The organism is Mesorhizobium sp. BR1-1-2, from assembly GCF_020165435.1.
Lineage (GTDB): Bacteria > Pseudomonadota > Alphaproteobacteria > Rhizobiales > Rhizobiaceae > Mesorhizobium.
In genome coordinates this window covers 327005-341624 of sequence record NZ_JAIUID010000005.1, presented here as the reverse complement: position 1 = coordinate 341624, position 14620 = coordinate 327005, and the positions used below count along the sequence as shown (strand labels likewise).

Genomic DNA, 14620 nt, shown 5'->3' with positions numbered 1-14620 from the left:
ACGATCAAATCATCACCATGCAAAGCTTGAAAATCCTGTTGCTCGGCGCCGCTGTCGGATCGGCAATCACACTCCCAGCCGCCGCCTCTTCGTCCGCCTGGTACAACAGCGAAGGCGGCAAGGTACGGCTGGTGACGAGCGGCAAGCCCGACGATGCCGGCCGCATCCGGGGCGTTCTCGACATAGCGCTCAAGCCTGGCTGGAAGACTTATTGGCGCGACCCGGGCGACGCGGGCGTGCCGCCGCAACTCGATATCTCGGCCAGCACCAACATTTCCGATGCCAGCCTTTCCTTCCCAGCGCCGAAGCGTCATGACGACGGCTACGGCAAATGGGCGGGCTACGACTATCCGGTCTCGCTGCCGGTGACGTTCACGCTGTCGACCGCGAAGGATCCGTCCGTTATCGACGCCGACATTTTTCTCGGCATTTGCGAGACGATCTGCATCCCTGTGCAGACGCGGCTGACCGTCGACCCCGGCTCCGACCCGGATAATGCCGAGGACGCGGAGCTGGTCAAGGCGAGCTTCGCCGCCTTGCCCGCGCCGGCAAGATCCGACTTCGGCATCAACGTGCTGCCGGGCGACCATGAAACGCTGGTTGTGGAGGCGAGCTTTCCCGGCGATCCGGAAGCGGCGGACTTCTTCGTCGCAGGAGACCGCGACTACATGTTCGGTTCGCCGGCCCGCAGCCAGAAGGACGGCAAGCTGATCTTCACCGTGCCGATCCTCGACCGGCCCTCGACGACACCCACGGATGGCGGACTACACTATACGCTGACGAGTTCGGCAGGCGCGGTCGAAGGGCTTCTGCCTTTCCCTTGATCCAGCCCTCCGCGATGGTTGCGGGAAACCGCATAGTTCGCTACCCAAGGCCACGTCCTTCCCCATTCTCGCAAACGAGGAACCCATGTCCATTTCCGCTGGCGACAGACTGCCCGATACGACGTTCAAGACGATGACCGCCGACGGTCCCAAGCCGATCACGACGGCCGAGATTTTTGCAGGAAAGAAGGTCGTGCTGTTTGCCGTGCCAGGCGCCTTCACGCCGACCTGCAGCAACAATCATTTGCCCGGCTATCTGGAGAACCACGACGCCATCCTGGCGCGCGGCGTCGATACGATCGCCGTTGTTTCGGTCAACGACGTCCATGTCATGGGCGCCTGGGCGCGCTTCACCGGCGGTGAAGGCAAGATCCTGTTCCTCGCCGACGGCAATGGCGACTTCGCCAAGGCGATCGGCCTCGACGCCGACTTCTCCGGCGGCGGCATGGGTCTTCGGTCGAAGCGGTTTTCTATGATCGTCGATGACGGCAAGGTCACCGCCCTCAATGTCGAGACCAAGCCCGGCGTCGATGAATCCGGCGCGGCACATATTCTGGGACAGCTGTAAGCTTCAGCGGCCGTTAGGCGGGGCCGCGGCGCCAGGCCTCGCCGACAAGCGACCGCGCCCCGGAACTGCCGGACTTTTGGGGGGATTCCAACGATGTTTGACATCTTCTGGCGCGCCGTCGCGATTGGCATCGGCGCCACGCTGCTGATGGATATCTGGGCCCTGTTCCTGCACAAGGCGTTCGGCCAGCCGCGGCCGAACTGGGGACCGGTCGGGCGCTGGGTATGGCACCTCCGCGACAAGGTTTTCCACGACGATATCGGCGAGGCTGCGCCGTACGCGCATGAGCAGGTGCTGGGCTGGGCTTTCCATTACTTCGTCGGCATCGTCTACGGCATCATCCTTGTCGTCGTGGCCGGAGCGAGCTGGCTTGTCGCGCCGACCTTCCTGCCTGCTTTCATCCTCGGCATCGTCACCGTCGGCGCCGGCTGGTTCCTGCTGGCGCCCGGCATGGGCGCGGGCTGGGCAGCATCGAAGCGGCCCAACCCGATGAAGGTACGGGCGCTCAACCTGGTGTCACATACCGTGTTCGCCCTCGGGCTTTGGGGCACCGCACTGTTGATCCGGTGAATGGCTAGAACAAGCGGTTCAAATCTCGCCGTCCATCCACAACCCGGACGATTTCAACTTGCTCAACAGGGCCATCGTCGGTGTCCGGAATTGTTTCGTAGAGCAGTAAAAACGGCGTCTCCACCAGCATTCGTGCGGACGACCTAATGTCCGGTCGTCTAATTCCCATGCGCGGCTGGTCTGCCAGCTGCATGGCTCGCGCCTCCAGCCGATCATAATAACGATCGGCTGCCCGTATGTTTTCGCTGCCGATCATCATGTAGATGTCGATGAGGTCCGCTCTAGCTGCGGGTGACCAGACTAGCCTAACGGCCATTCGGCGAGACGTCCGTCAGCTTTCGCCGAGCTTCCTTTCGCAGCTCGTCGAAATCCACAGGCTCGGGTCTTCCGCTTGCCTTGCCTTCATCCCACAGCTGCCTCAGCCGGTGGATATCGTTATGCCGCAGTTCGCGTTTGGCCAGCCAATCTCGCACTGCTTCCCGCACAATCTCGCTTGCAGTGGCATACTCGCCCGCTTCCACCGCCTCTCGCATGACGGCTGCCTGCTGCGGCGTCACCGCAATGCTCATTTTTTCCACATTCGCCATGCCGGTTCCTTCATTGCTCTTTGGTAGGAAATATTACTCCCATCCCGGAGCAACTGCAACGTTATGGGCTCTATGCGCACGCCCGCTGGCGTTGGTTAAAGCAGCCAGTATTGCAATCACTCTCGCGCGTCCAACATCGGACAGGCCCCATCCCGGTACCGGAATCTTGGCGTCCACCTGAACCTGGGGATGCGTCACATGGTGCAGGACCGGCATGATAGAGGTCCCAGCCTAGGGATGGTGCCGCCCCGGAATTCAATAGCTTTGGGTCGAACGCCGCGCCTTTGCCACCGCCGGCTGCTTGGACTGCGAGACCGGCTTGGGTGGGGTAGAAACAAGCTTGACCGGGCCCTTCTTGAATGGCGCCATGCCATCACGAGCGAGTTCGTCCGCGCGTTCGTTCTCGATATGGCCGGCATGGCCCTTGACCCAGATCCAGGTGACCTTGTGACGCCGATTTGCCTCATCGAGCGCCTGCCAGAGCTCACCATTCTTGACCGGTTTCTTGTCGGCGGTCTTCCAGCCGTTCTTCTTCCAGCCATGGATCCACTTTGAAATGCCGTCCATGACATATTTGCTGTCGGTGTGAAGATCGACCGTGCAAGGTTCCCTGAGCGCGTTCAGCGCCGAGATGGCGGCAAGCAATTCCATGCGGTTGTTGGTCGTCTCGGCCTCGCCACCCGATAGTTCCTTGGTGGCGCCATTGAAGCGCAGGATCGCGCCCCAGCCGCCCGGGCCGGGATTGCCCGAACAGGCACCATCGGTGAAGATCTCAACGTGTTTGCTCATGCCAGTCCATATTCCGAAGCAGATTTGATCGTCCGATGAAACCGCATTCTCCTGATGTATTCGGTTGGATCGCGTTTCATCACCAGCCCGCCATCGGGAACGGTCAGCCAGTCATACAGCCGGGTCAGCATGAAACGCAGCGCCGAGCCCCGTGCCAGCATCGGAAGTGCTGCCTTTTCCTGATCACTCAGAGGCCGCACACCCTGGTAGCCGGCAAGCAACGCCTTGCCCTTGGTGAGATTGAAGGAAAAATCCTTCTCGAAGCACCAGGCGTTCAGGCAGGTGGCGACGTCATAGGCGTAGAGGTCGTTGCAAGCGAAATAAAAATCAATCAGGCCGGAGAGCTTCTCGCCGAGAAAGAACACGTTGTCCGGGAAAAGATCGGCATGGATGATGCCTTCCGGGAGGCCCTTCGGCCAATTCCGCTCGAAGTCGGCGAAGTCGGCGTCGACTTCGGCCGCAAGGCCCGGCTCGACTTCATCGGCACGGTCGCGAGCTGCCGACCAGAGCTTGCGCCAGCCGTCGATGGCGAGCGCATTGGGGCGGGCCATCGGAAAATCGGCTCCGGCCAGGTGCAGGGCGGCCAACGCCTTGCCGACCTCGGCGCAGTGGATGGATGTCGGTCGCCGGAGCGAGAGACCCTCGAGGAAAGTGATGATGACGGCCGGCCGGCCCGCCAGCGTGCCGATGACGCTGCCGTCATGCGCGGTTACCGGCAGCGGGCAGGACACGCCCTTTTTGGCGAGATGGCCCATTAACCCCAGGAAAAACGGCAGATCCGCCTTCTCCACCCGTCTTTCATAGAGCGTCAGGATGTAGGAGCCGCTGGAGGTGTGCAGCAAAAAATTCGAGTTCTCGGTGCCCTCTGCGATGCCCTTGTAGGACAGGAGATCGCCGACCGGATAGTGCTTCAGGAATGCGCCGAGTTCGCCTTCCGCAACATCGGTGTAGACCGCCATGTGCCTTACGGCGCCCCGTTGACGAAAGCCATGTCGGCCGTCGTCAGTTCGACATCGCGCAGTACCCGCATGACGGGAAAATCCTCCGTTTCAGTGGCCGTGATGGCCAGGTCGATCGTGACATCGAAGCGCTGGCGGAACGCATCGATGATCTCGTCGACGATGATCTCCGGGGCGGACGCCCCCGCCGACAGACCGAGCGTCGAGATGTCGCCGATGTCGTCCCACGGAATCTCGGCGGCACGCTGCACCAGAAGCGACATCGCAGCCCCCGCACGCTCGGCCACTTCGACAAGACGCCGCGAATTGGACGAATTGGGCGCGCCGACGATCAGGTAGAGATCGGCGCCCGCGGCGGTGTCCTTGACCGCTTCCTGGCGGTTCGTGGTGGCATAGCAGATCGATTCCGCCGCCGGCGCCTGCAGTTCGGGAAAGCGGTCCTGCAGCGCCCGGATGATGCCGGCCGTGTCTTCGACCGAAAGCGTGGTCTGGGTGACGAAGCCGAGCGCCTTCGGGTCCGCCGGCGCAAGCCTCGCGGCATCGGCTTCGGTCTCGATCAGCGTTACCGCGCCTTCCGGCAATTGTCCCATGGTGCCGATCACCTCGGGATGTCCGGCATGGCCGATCAGGAGCACGTGGCGGCCGAGCCGCTGGTGGCGCATCGCCTGCTTGTGGACCTTCGAGACCAATGGGCAGGTGGCGTCGAGATAGAACAAATTGCGCGCCTGGGCATCCGCCGGTACCGACTTCGGCACGCCATGCGCAGAAAAGACGACGGGCGACTGCCGATGTTCGGCCGGAATCTCGGAAAGTTCCTCGATAAACACGGCGCCAAGGCTTTGCAGCCCTTCAACGACATAGCGGTTGTGCACGATCTCGTGGCGGACATACACCGGCGCGCCATATTTCTTCAGCGCCAGCACGACGATCTGGATAGCACGGTCGACGCCGGCGCAAAAACCGCGCGGCTGGCAGAGGCGGATCGTCAGAGGAGGCTTTGTGGTGGTCTGAAGCATGAATCCGGGCCGTTTGATCAGAGCCGAAATGAGGTGCCTACCCCCGTCCTGTCAAGGGCGATGGCCCTTCGAGCGGGTCGGTCGCGCTCATTCCTCTTTTGCTGGCCTGCGAAGCCGCAGGATGAGAACGGCGGCAAGTGCGGCGGCAAGCCCATACCAGGTCACGGCATATTGCAGATGGCTGTTCGGCAGGTCGATGATGGTGACACCGCCGATGGGCAAACCGCCCGGATTGGGCGTCTTGTCGGCGTCGATGAAGATTGGCACCAGCTTGGCGCTCGCCGGCAGTCCGGCGCTCGCCGCCATTGCGTCGCGGTCCTTCCAGTAGAAGATGTTCTTCGGAACATCATTGTCGGGAAGCATCATCGACGGCTTCGCCGGCAGCGGATTGCGAGCGAGGCCGGTGACCGTCACCTTGCCCGCGACCTGTCCCTTGGCGCGCTTGGCGGCATCCTTCAGATCGTATGGCACGAAACCGCGATTGATCAGAACGAAGCGGCCATCGTCGAGGGCCAGCGGCGTGTAGACGTTGAAGCCGGCTTCGCCTTCCCATGTCGCGTAGAAATGCCGCTCGCCCGAATGCAGGAACGTGCCGGTCACCGTCACCGGCGTGTAGTCGACGTCCCCAGTCGAGGCGAATTGTTTCTCCACCTCGGCCAGCGGGAGCGGCGGCGAGTGGGTGCGCTGGTCGATGGTCTGGAGAAGACCCTCCTTCCAGTGCAGGCGCTGGACCTGCCAGGTGCCGAGCGCCAGCAGGATCAGGAGCAGGACGAGGCCAATGCCGAGCAGCAATACCGATCCTGGCCGCGAACGACCGCCGTCTTTGGTGGACATGTCGGTCATTCGCCGCGATCCAGCCGGCCCTCGGCCGCCTTGTTGCGGTACTGCAGCGTGAGCAGCACCCCCTTGATCAGCCGGAGCGCCGTCAGGCACAGCACCAGCGCTAGCGGGATCCAGACCAGCAGATGCAGCCAGAGCGGCGGGCTCAGCGTCACTTCGACCCAGAGCGCCAGGCCGACGATGATGAAGCCGATGATCAGGATGACGAAAACCGCGGGCCCGTCGCCGGCATCGGCATAGGAATAATCGAGGCCGCAATTGGTGCAGCGTTTGCCTACGGTGAGAAAGCCGGAAAACAGCCGCCCCTCGCCGCAGCGCGGACAGCGTCCATGCAGGCCCGCCGAAATCGGGTCGATCGGAGGCCAGATCGCCCTATCTTCACTCCTCGAAGCGTCGTCGCTCATCGCTTACCGCTCAATCCCGATGGGTCTCCCATCGACCACCACTGCGCAGGCTTCGTCCATGCCGGAGTCCGTAACGACAATGCCGCCGTCGGTCCAGCCGACCAATTGAAGCAGCCGCCGAATCCGTTGGGCTGGCCGTGATCATGATCATGCTGCCGGCGTCGACGCTGTGCGCCCTCGCAACCGCCCGGATTGTATCCCACCGAAAAGAAGAAGGCGGCCACGTCGCCGCAGCCGCCCCTTCAAAGTCATCAGACCGGCATCAGTGGGCTTCGATTACCGCGCCGACCGATCCCCAGACGTAGATCGAGGCGAACAGGAACAGCCAGACCACGTCGACGAAATGCCAGTACCATGCGGCAGCCTCGAAACCGAAATGCTGCTTGGGCGTGAAGTCGCCCTTCATGGCCCGGATCAGGCAAACCAGCAAAAAGATGGTGCCGATGATGACATGGAAGCCGTGGAATCCGGTCGCCATGAAGAAGGTGGCGCCGTAGATGGAATCCTTGAAGGCGAACGGAGCGTGCATGTACTCGTAGGCCTGCACCATGGTGAACAGCATGCCGAGGCCGACGGTCAGCACCAGGCCGTTGATCAGCCCCTTGCGATCGCCATGGATAAGGGAGTGGTGCGCCCAGGTGACCGTGGTGCCCGACAACAGCAGGATCACGGTGTTGTAGAGCGGCAAATGGAAAGGATCGAGAACCTCCATGCCCTTCGGCGGCCAGACGCCGCCGGTGAACGCGGTGCGGGCATATTGGTGGGCTTCGCCCGGAAACAGGCTGGCGTCGAAATAGGCCCAGAACCAGGCGACGAAGAACATCACCTCGGAGGCGATGAACATGATCATGCCGTAGCGCAGATGCAACGACACGACCCGCGTGTGATGGCCCTCATGCGCTTCCTTGATGGTGTCCGACCACCAGGCGAACATGGTGTAGAGGACGATCGCGAGGCCGATGAAGAACAGCCACGGATTGGCGATGTTGAAGCCGAAGATCGGGAATGAGCCGCCCTTCAGGTATTCCATGAGGCAAACGCCGCCAAAGGCGGTGACGAGAGCGCCTATCGATCCCAGGAAAGGCCACGGGCTCGGGTCAACGAGATGATAGTCGTGATGTTTTGCGTGCGCGTCTGCCATATCAACCCCCGAGATTTCCTTCGGTATTCGAAATTGTCTTGCTGTTGCCCTGGACCGGCTCCGACGATGCGACCGGCTTGTTCTTCTCGACCGGAAACATCGTGTAGGACAGGGTGATCGTCTTCACGTCCTTCAGTTCCGGCACGTTCACGATATCGGGGTCCACGTAGAACAGGACCGGCATGTCAAGCGTTTCGCCAGGCTTCAGCGTCGTGTCGGTGAAGCAGAAGCATTCGACCTTGTTGAAGTAGGGACCCGCCAGTTCAGGCTGGACATTGAAGGTGGCGCGGCCGGTGATGGGGCGATCGAACTTGTTGGTCGCCTGATAGTGCGCCTGCACCGTCTCGCCGATCTTCATGGTCATCGAGCGCTGGACCGGCTGGAAATCCCACGGCACGCCGGCGATATTGGCATCGAAGCGGACGGTGATCTCGCGATCGAGCACGCGGCCGGCATATTGCTTCTCGACGCGTTGTGTCGTGCCGCCATAGCCTGTCGCCTGGCAGAACATCTTGTAGAGCGGCACCGCGGCATAGGCCATGCCGATCATGCCCGTGAAGAAGGCAAGGCAAACGGCCGCCACAAGGCGGTTGCTGTTGTTCCTGGCCGGTTTGGCGCTCGTGTCGACACCCATCTCCTGCCTCACATCGTGCCAGAGAGGTTATGACCGAACTTCACGATCGTCGCGATATAGAAGATAACGACCAGCACGGCCAAGGCCACGCCGATGGCGACCGAGCGGTTGCGCCGGGCCTTCCGCTGGCGCTCGGTCAAGGTGACCGTTTCGAGCTTCTCTTCGATCATGCTCATGCTCCACCCACCGCGAGTGCACGTTCGACGACGCTGTCGGCGAGATAGACGGCGAAGATGGCGAAGAGATAGAGCAGCGAATAGCCGAACAACGCCTTGGCTGGCTTCATCGCGCGATCGTCGTCGGCCATGCCAAGCACTTTCCACGCATACCAGACAAAGCCGAGCCCGAGCAGCAGGGCAGCCACGCCATAGAACGGCGTGGTGTAGCCAAGCAGCCACGGCAGCACACCGACCGGGGCCAGCACCAGAGCATAGGCGAAGATCTGGCGGCGGGTCGACGCCGGGCCGGCGACATTGGGCATCATCGGGATGCCGGCGCGTTCATAATCCTGCGACTTGAACAGCGCCAGCGCCCAGAAATGCGGCGGCGTCCACAGGAAGATGATGAGGAACAGGACGACGCTCTCCAGGCTGACCGTGCCGGTCACCGCGGCCCAGCCGATGACGGGCGGAATGGCGCCGGCAGCACCGCCAATGACGATGTTCTGCGGCGTCCAGCGCTTCAGCCACATCGTGTAGACGACGGCATAGAAGAAGATGGTGAAGGCCAGCAGCGCCGCCGACAGCCAGTTGACCAGCACGCCGAGCGTCATCACCGACAAAACCGAAAGCACCAACCCAAAGCTCAACGCCTCGTGGGGCTGGATGCGGCCGGCCGGCACCGGGCGGGTGGCAGTGCGCGTCATCACCGCGTCGATATCGGCATCGTACCACATGTTGAGCGCGCCGGAGGCACCAGCCCCAATGGCAATAGCCAGGATCGCGATCACCGCCAGCAGCGGATTGATGGTCACGGGTGCCGCGACCAGTCCGACAAAGGCGGTGAACACCACCAGCGACATGACGCGCGGCTTCAGGAGGGCGAAGAAATCACCCGCCGTCGCTTCCGACATGCGGAAGCCTGCTTCGTCAATGCTGGTTTCGTCGACAAGGGCCATGCGTACTCAAATCCATATTCCGTTTGGCCGAAACCGCCGGCAGGCCGGCGGTTTCGATTCCGGGCTGCCGCCTTATTTGATCTTCGGCAGTTGCTCCCACTGGTGGAACGGCGGCGGCGAAGGCAGCTGCCATTCCAGCGTCGTTGCGCCCTCGCCCCATGGATTGGCGCCAGCGATCCGCTTCTTCTGGAAGGCTTCGAACACGCCATAGAGGAAGATCACCACGCCGACGGCCGAAATATACGAACCGTAGGACGACACCATGTTCCAGCCCGCAAACGCGTCCGGATAGTCGATGGTGCGGCGCGGCATGCCGGCAAGGCCGAGGAAGTGCTGCGGGAAGAAGACAAGGTTGACGCCGACGAACATGACCCAGAAATGGGTATTGGCGATGACAGGCGAATACATGTAGCCGGTCATCTTCGGGAACCAGTAGTACCAGCCGGCGAAGATGGCGAACACCGCCCCCAGCGACAGCACGTAATGGAAATGCGCGATGACGAAATAGGTGTCGTGCAGCGACCGGTCGAGACCGGCATTGGCCAGCTGAACCCCGGTAACACCACCGATCGTGAACAGGAAGATGAAGCCCAGCGCCCACAGCATCGGCGGCTTGAACGATATCGATCCGCCCCACATCGTCGCGATCCAGGAGAAGATCTTCACGCCCGTCGGCACCGCGATGACCATGGTGGCGAAGACGAAATAGCGCTGCGTGTCGAGCGACAGGCCGGTCGTGTACATGTGGTGCGCCCAGACGATGAAGCCGACCGCGCCGATCGCGACCATGGCGTAGGCCATGCCGAGATAGCCGAACACCGGCTTGCGCGAGAAGGTCGAGACGATATGGCTGATGATGCCGAAGCCCGGCAGGATCAGAATATACACTTCCGGATGGCCGAAGAACCAGAACAGGTGCTGGAACAACAGCGGATCGCCGCCGCCATCGGGAGCGAAAAAGGTCGTGCCGAAATTGCGGTCGGTAAGCAGCATGGTGATGCCGCCGGCAAGAACCGGAAGCGACAACAACAGCAGGAATGCGGTGACCAGCACCGACCAGGCAAACAGCGGCATCTTGTGCAGCGTCATGCCTGGCGCGCGCATGTTGAAGATGGTGGTGATGAAGTTGATGGCACCCAGAATCGAGGACGCGCCGGCGATGTGGATCGACAGGATCGCCAGATCCATGGCCGGACCGGGCTGACCGGAGGTCGAAAGCGGCGGATAGAGCGTCCAGCCGCCGCCGACGCCGTAGGCGCCGGGCGCGCTCGGCACGAACATCGAGATAAGCAGCAGGATGAAAGCCGGCGGCAGCAGCCAGAACGAAATGTTGTTCATGCGCGGGAACGCCATGTCCGGGGCGCCGATCATGATCGGCACCATCCAGTTGGCGAAACCGCCGATCAGGGCCGGCATGACCATGAAGAAGATCATGATCAGCGCGTGCGCCGTGGCGAAGGCGTTGTACATGCTCTTGCCGCCGTCGATCGCGGCGTCACCGTTCATGCCGTAGACCATCTGCGCCAGACCGCTGAAGATCTGGATGCCAGGCTCCTGCAACTCCATGCGGATGGCGACCGACAGCGCGCCGCCGATGATTCCGGCCATGATCGCGAAGATCAGGTAGAGCGTACCGATGTCCTTGTGGTTGGTCGAATAAACCCAGCGCACCCAACCATGATAAGGCTTGTGGTCGTGCCCGTCGTGAGCTGCAGCGTCTGCCATGTTCCGCTCCGTTCCCTAAATCTTGCTAACCCGCGGCATCAGTTGCCGGCGGCCGCTACCTTGTTCTGGCCATCGACCTCGGCCATCAGCGTCTTGTTGGCGCCGGGCAGATCGGCCTTGGCCGCAGCCAGCCAGGTCTTGAACTGCGCGTCGGAGACGACGCGGATGGCGATCGGCATGAAGGCATGGTCCTTGCCGCAAAGCTGCGAGCACTGGCCGTAATAGAGGCCTTCCTTCTCCGCCTTGAACCAGGTCTCGTTGGTGCGGCCGGGAATGGCATCGATCTTGATGCCGAAAGACGGCATGGCGAAGGAATGGATCACGTCGGTCGCGGTGACGAGCACCCGGGTCATCGTGTGGACGGGCACCACCATCTCGTTGTCGACGGCAAGCAGGCGCGGATAGACCTTGCGATCCTCCTTGCCCGCGGCGGCACGGTCGCCATCCTGGAGGATTGCCGAGTTGAACGAGAGCGTGTTGTCGGTCTGGTATTCGTAATCCCAGTTCCACTGGTTGCCCGTCGCCTTGACGGTAAGCTTGGCTTCCTCCGGCGGCGTGTACTGCGCAGTCAACAGCTGGAACGACGGGATGGCGAGGCAGAGCAGGACGACGACGGGGCCGACAGTCCAGATCACCTCGATCAGCGTGTTGTGGCTGGTCTTGGACGGAACCGGGTTGGCGCTCGCGCGGAATTTCACGATGCAGTAGATCAGAAGGACCAATACCAGGGCGGTGATCGGGATGATGAACCACATCGTGTAGTTTCCGAACCACTCGATCTGGCGCATCATGTCGGTTGCCGGCGCCTGGAAGGTCGTCTCCCACTCGACAGGCTGATCGGCATGGGCGGCCGCGCCGGCGAAAAACGTGCTAACGGCACAAGCGCTTAGAAACTTGGCACTTGCTGGAAACTTGGCGTTTGCCAGGAAATTTCTCATCGCCCTCTTCGTCTCCCAGTTCCTCGCGGCTGTGTCCACGAGAATAACGAACAATGCCGGGACGGGAATCCCGACTGTCTCAAGCTGGTTCAAACCATACTCTTTTTCCCTCCGCAAGAAAGGAGCGGAGGAAACCGTGCGGCATTTTTGCGCGCAAGCCGGAATGCATCTTTGAAGGCGGCGGCCGCCATGGCGAATCGGCTATGTTCGACGGATCGGCTGCTTCCTGCCGGCCGGCGCGCCTGGCGTCGTAATTCGGGCGAAATTGGCTAGGAAAAGCGCCGCATTGGCATTTTCGTAGCGGCTCGGCCGCTGTCTCGTCCTTTACTTGGCTTTGGCGCGGCTTAAAGTGCCGTGATTCGCAATGGAGCCGTCATGAACTCTTGGCTGTCGGGATTTGGGCTTTCGAGCCCCTTGGCGAAGGTCATCTTTCTCACCGCCTTGTCCGTCGCCGGCTTGTCTGCCGCCGGCCAGGCCAACGCGGCCCAGCCGAGCGGCACGGTCAAGTCGACCCATGGCGCGTGGTCGATCATCTGCGACACACCGGCCGGCGCCACGTCGGAACAATGCGTGATGATGCAGAACGTCGTCGCCGAGGACCGCCCGGAGATGGGACTGTCGGTCGTCGTGCTGCGCACCGCCGACAACAAGGCGGAGATCCTGCGTGTGCTGGCGCCGCTCGGTGTGCTCTTGCCCAACGGGCTCGGCCTCAATGTCGACGGCAAGGATATCGGCCGCGCCTATTTCGTGCGCTGCTTCCAGGACGGCTGCTACGCCGAGGTCATTCTCGAGAAGCCGCTGCTCGATACGCTGAAGACCGGCACGTCGGCCACGTTCATCGTCTTCCAGACGCCGGAAGAAGGCATCGGCATCCCGGTGGACCTCAAGGGTTTTGCCGACGGATTTGCAGCCCTGCCGTAGACTCCCGCGCCTCGACCCAGGATCTGCCGATCAGCGACAGGTTTTCCGGACCTGGGATGGATCCGGGACGCCGCCGCCCTGCATCTGAATGACGATTGGCGATTGTCTGGGCACGGCTTCGCGCCTACATCCCGGATATAACCATTCATCCACGGACATACGCCATGAACAGCCTTATCGGCCAATTCGATATTTCCGACGATCGCGTCAAGGAGATCGTCGCAGAGACCATCAACGGCGCCGACGATGGCGAGCTGTTCGTCGAATACAGCGAGAGCGAAGCGCTGATGTTCGACAATGGTCGGCTGAAGACAGCCAATTTCAACACCGACCAGGGTTTCGGCCTGCGCGCGGTTGCCGGCGAAGCCAGCGGCTATGCCCACTCCAGCGACCTGTCCGAGGCCTCGCTGCGACGCGCGGCTGACGCCGTCTCAACCGTCAAGGGCGGCTATTCCGGGACGCTTGCCGCCGCGCCCGCCCGCACCAACCGCTATCTCTATGGCGATGAGAACCCTATCCCCTCGCCTTCCTTCGAGGCCAAGGCGAAGCTGTTGCAGGAAATCGACGCCTGGCTGCGCGCCGAAGATCCGCGCGTGCGCCAGGTCTCGGCATCGCTAACCTCGTCATGGCAGCATGTCGAGATCGTGCGCGCCGACGGCCAGGTGGTACGCGACATCCGGCCGCTGGTCAGGGTGAACGTGTCAGTGGTGGTCGGCGACGGCGACCGCCAGGAAAGCGGCTCCTACGGCATGGGCGGGCGCAAGGCGTTCGGCGACTTCCTCGTCGAGGACAGCTGGAAGCATGCCGCCAAGGAGGCGCTGCGCCAGGCGCTGGTCAATCTCGAAGCCATACCGGCGCCGGCCGGCACCTTCGACATCGTGCTCTCCAGCGGCTGGCCCGGCGTCATGCTGCACGAGGCCGTCGGCCACGGGCTGGAAGGCGACTTCAACCGCAAGAAGACTTCCGCCTTCGCCGGCCTGATGGGCCAGCAGGTGGCGGCAAAGGGCGTCACCGTCGTCGATGACGGCACGATCGCCGAGCGGCGCGGCTCACTCACCGTCGACGACGAAGGCACGCCTTCGGCGCGCAACGTGCTGATCGAGGACGGCAAGCTGGTCGGTTACATGCAGGACCGCCAAAACGCCCGGCTGATGGGCATGCGGGCCACCGGCAACGGCAGGCGCGAGGGCTACGCGCACCAGCCGATGCCGCGCATGACCAACACCTACATGACATCGGGCGACATGGAGCCGAACGAGATCATCGCCTCGGTCAAGAACGGCATCTATGCCGTCTCCTTCGGCGGCGGCCAGGTGGACATCACCTCGGGGAAGTTCGTGTTCGGCTGCACCGAAGCCTACATGATCGAGAACGGCAAGGTGACGCAGCCGATCAAGGGCGCCATGCTGATCGGGAACGGACCCGACGCCATGCACCGCGTTTCGATGATCGGCAACGACATGAAGCTCGACAATGGCATCGGCATGTGCGGCAAGGCCGGACAGGGCGTACCAGTCGGCGTCGGCCAGCCGCACCTCAGGATGGACCAGATGACGGTCGGCGGCACGAGGGTTTGAAGCCGCCTCG

At 62.4% G+C, this 14620-nt stretch carries 18 protein-coding genes; 5 read left to right on the top strand and 13 right to left on the bottom strand.

Translation table 11 applies throughout. From position 1 onward, the window contains the following. The first annotated feature begins 17 nt into the window (after window positions 1-17). From LB551_RS14210 to LB551_RS14200, 3 genes are all read left to right on the top strand, one after another. Entirely contained in the window at window positions 18-824 is an 807-nt protein-coding gene (locus LB551_RS14210) for a protein-disulfide reductase DsbD domain-containing protein (protein ID WP_224659565.1), read from the top strand. 85 nt (window positions 825-909) lie between these two features. After that, on the top strand, window positions 910-1392 hold the full coding sequence (locus LB551_RS14205) for a peroxiredoxin (RefSeq protein WP_224623277.1): 483 nt from the start codon (window positions 910-912) through the stop codon (window positions 1390-1392). Window positions 1393-1485: 93 nt separating this feature from the next. Further along, complete coding sequence (locus LB551_RS14200) at window positions 1486-1962, top strand: DUF2938 domain-containing protein (RefSeq protein WP_140551032.1); 477 nt, start codon at window positions 1486-1488, stop codon at window positions 1960-1962. Between the two features lie 4 nt (window positions 1963-1966). Here LB551_RS14200 and LB551_RS14195 read toward each other — a convergent pair whose 3' ends face one another. The 13 genes from LB551_RS14195 to coxB all read right to left on the bottom strand — a co-directional run bounded on the left by LB551_RS14195 (window position 1967) and on the right by coxB (window position 12112). Further along, window positions 1967-2278: a type II toxin-antitoxin system RelE/ParE family toxin gene (locus LB551_RS14195; RefSeq protein WP_224659564.1), complete on the bottom strand. Its 312-nt coding sequence runs from the start codon at window positions 2276-2278 to the stop codon at window positions 1967-1969. Beyond that, entirely contained in the window at window positions 2268-2549 is a 282-nt protein-coding gene (locus LB551_RS14190) for a type II toxin-antitoxin system ParD family antitoxin (protein ID WP_224659563.1), read from the bottom strand. The genes LB551_RS14195 and LB551_RS14190 overlap by 11 nt, the downstream gene beginning before the upstream one ends. A gap of 255 nt (window positions 2550-2804) precedes the next feature. Then, the gene (gene rnhA / locus LB551_RS14185; RefSeq protein ID WP_224659562.1) at window positions 2805-3338 is read right to left on the bottom strand and encodes a ribonuclease HI; all 534 of its coding nucleotides are present in this window, start codon (window positions 3336-3338) and stop codon (window positions 2805-2807) included. Then, window positions 3335-4297: a homoserine kinase gene (locus LB551_RS14180; protein ID WP_224623284.1), complete on the bottom strand. Its 963-nt coding sequence runs from the start codon at window positions 4295-4297 to the stop codon at window positions 3335-3337. Before LB551_RS14180 ends, rnhA begins: the two co-directional genes overlap by 4 nt. A 5-nt stretch (window positions 4298-4302) precedes the next feature. After that, window positions 4303-5313 (bottom strand): 4-hydroxy-3-methylbut-2-enyl diphosphate reductase, encoded by a 1011-nt coding sequence (ispH, locus tag LB551_RS14175; RefSeq protein WP_224659561.1) that lies wholly within the window; start codon window positions 5311-5313, stop codon window positions 4303-4305. A gap of 87 nt (window positions 5314-5400) precedes the next feature. Beyond that, window positions 5401-6147 (bottom strand): SURF1 family protein, encoded by a 747-nt coding sequence (locus LB551_RS14170; protein WP_411970947.1) that lies wholly within the window; start codon window positions 6145-6147, stop codon window positions 5401-5403. A gap of 5 nt (window positions 6148-6152) precedes the next feature. Next, a complete protein-coding gene (locus LB551_RS14165; protein WP_027022938.1) occupies window positions 6153-6557 on the bottom strand; it encodes a DUF983 domain-containing protein in 405 nt (134 codons plus the stop codon). 262 nt (window positions 6558-6819) lie between these two features. Continuing rightward, on the bottom strand, window positions 6820-7698 hold the full coding sequence (locus tag LB551_RS14160) for a cytochrome c oxidase subunit 3 (protein WP_140551039.1): 879 nt from the start codon (window positions 7696-7698) through the stop codon (window positions 6820-6822). Between the two features lies 1 nt (window position 7699). Next, window positions 7700-8332 (bottom strand): cytochrome c oxidase assembly protein, encoded by a 633-nt coding sequence (locus tag LB551_RS14155; protein WP_224623292.1) that lies wholly within the window; start codon window positions 8330-8332, stop codon window positions 7700-7702. 8 nt (window positions 8333-8340) lie between these two features. Then, on the bottom strand, window positions 8341-8502 hold the full coding sequence (locus LB551_RS14150) for a hypothetical protein (protein WP_224659727.1): 162 nt from the start codon (window positions 8500-8502) through the stop codon (window positions 8341-8343). A 2-nt stretch (window positions 8503-8504) separates the two neighbouring features. Then, the gene (locus tag LB551_RS14145; protein WP_140551041.1) at window positions 8505-9449 is read right to left on the bottom strand and encodes a heme o synthase; all 945 of its coding nucleotides are present in this window, start codon (window positions 9447-9449) and stop codon (window positions 8505-8507) included. Between the two features lie 72 nt (window positions 9450-9521). Further along, window positions 9522-11174 carry a cytochrome c oxidase subunit I gene (gene ctaD / locus LB551_RS14140; RefSeq protein WP_140494972.1) on the bottom strand — a complete coding sequence of 551 codons (1653 nt, stop codon included), beginning with the start codon at window positions 11172-11174 and terminating at the stop codon, window positions 9522-9524. A gap of 38 nt (window positions 11175-11212) precedes the next feature. Beyond that, window positions 11213-12112: a cytochrome c oxidase subunit II gene (gene coxB, locus LB551_RS14135; RefSeq protein WP_411970944.1), complete on the bottom strand. Its 900-nt coding sequence runs from the start codon at window positions 12110-12112 to the stop codon at window positions 11213-11215. Window positions 12113-12487: 375 nt separating this feature from the next. Here coxB and LB551_RS14130 point away from each other — a divergent pair, with 375 nt between their 5' ends. Both LB551_RS14130 and tldD read left to right on the top strand, forming a co-directional pair. Then, window positions 12488-13033 carry an invasion associated locus B family protein gene (locus tag LB551_RS14130; protein ID WP_140551044.1) on the top strand — a complete coding sequence of 182 codons (546 nt, stop codon included), beginning with the start codon at window positions 12488-12490 and terminating at the stop codon, window positions 13031-13033. A 164-nt stretch (window positions 13034-13197) separates the two neighbouring features. After that, window positions 13198-14610 carry a metalloprotease TldD gene (tldD, locus tag LB551_RS14125; RefSeq protein ID WP_224623296.1) on the top strand — a complete coding sequence of 471 codons (1413 nt, stop codon included), beginning with the start codon at window positions 13198-13200 and terminating at the stop codon, window positions 14608-14610. The last annotated feature ends 10 nt before the right edge of the window (window positions 14611-14620 follow it).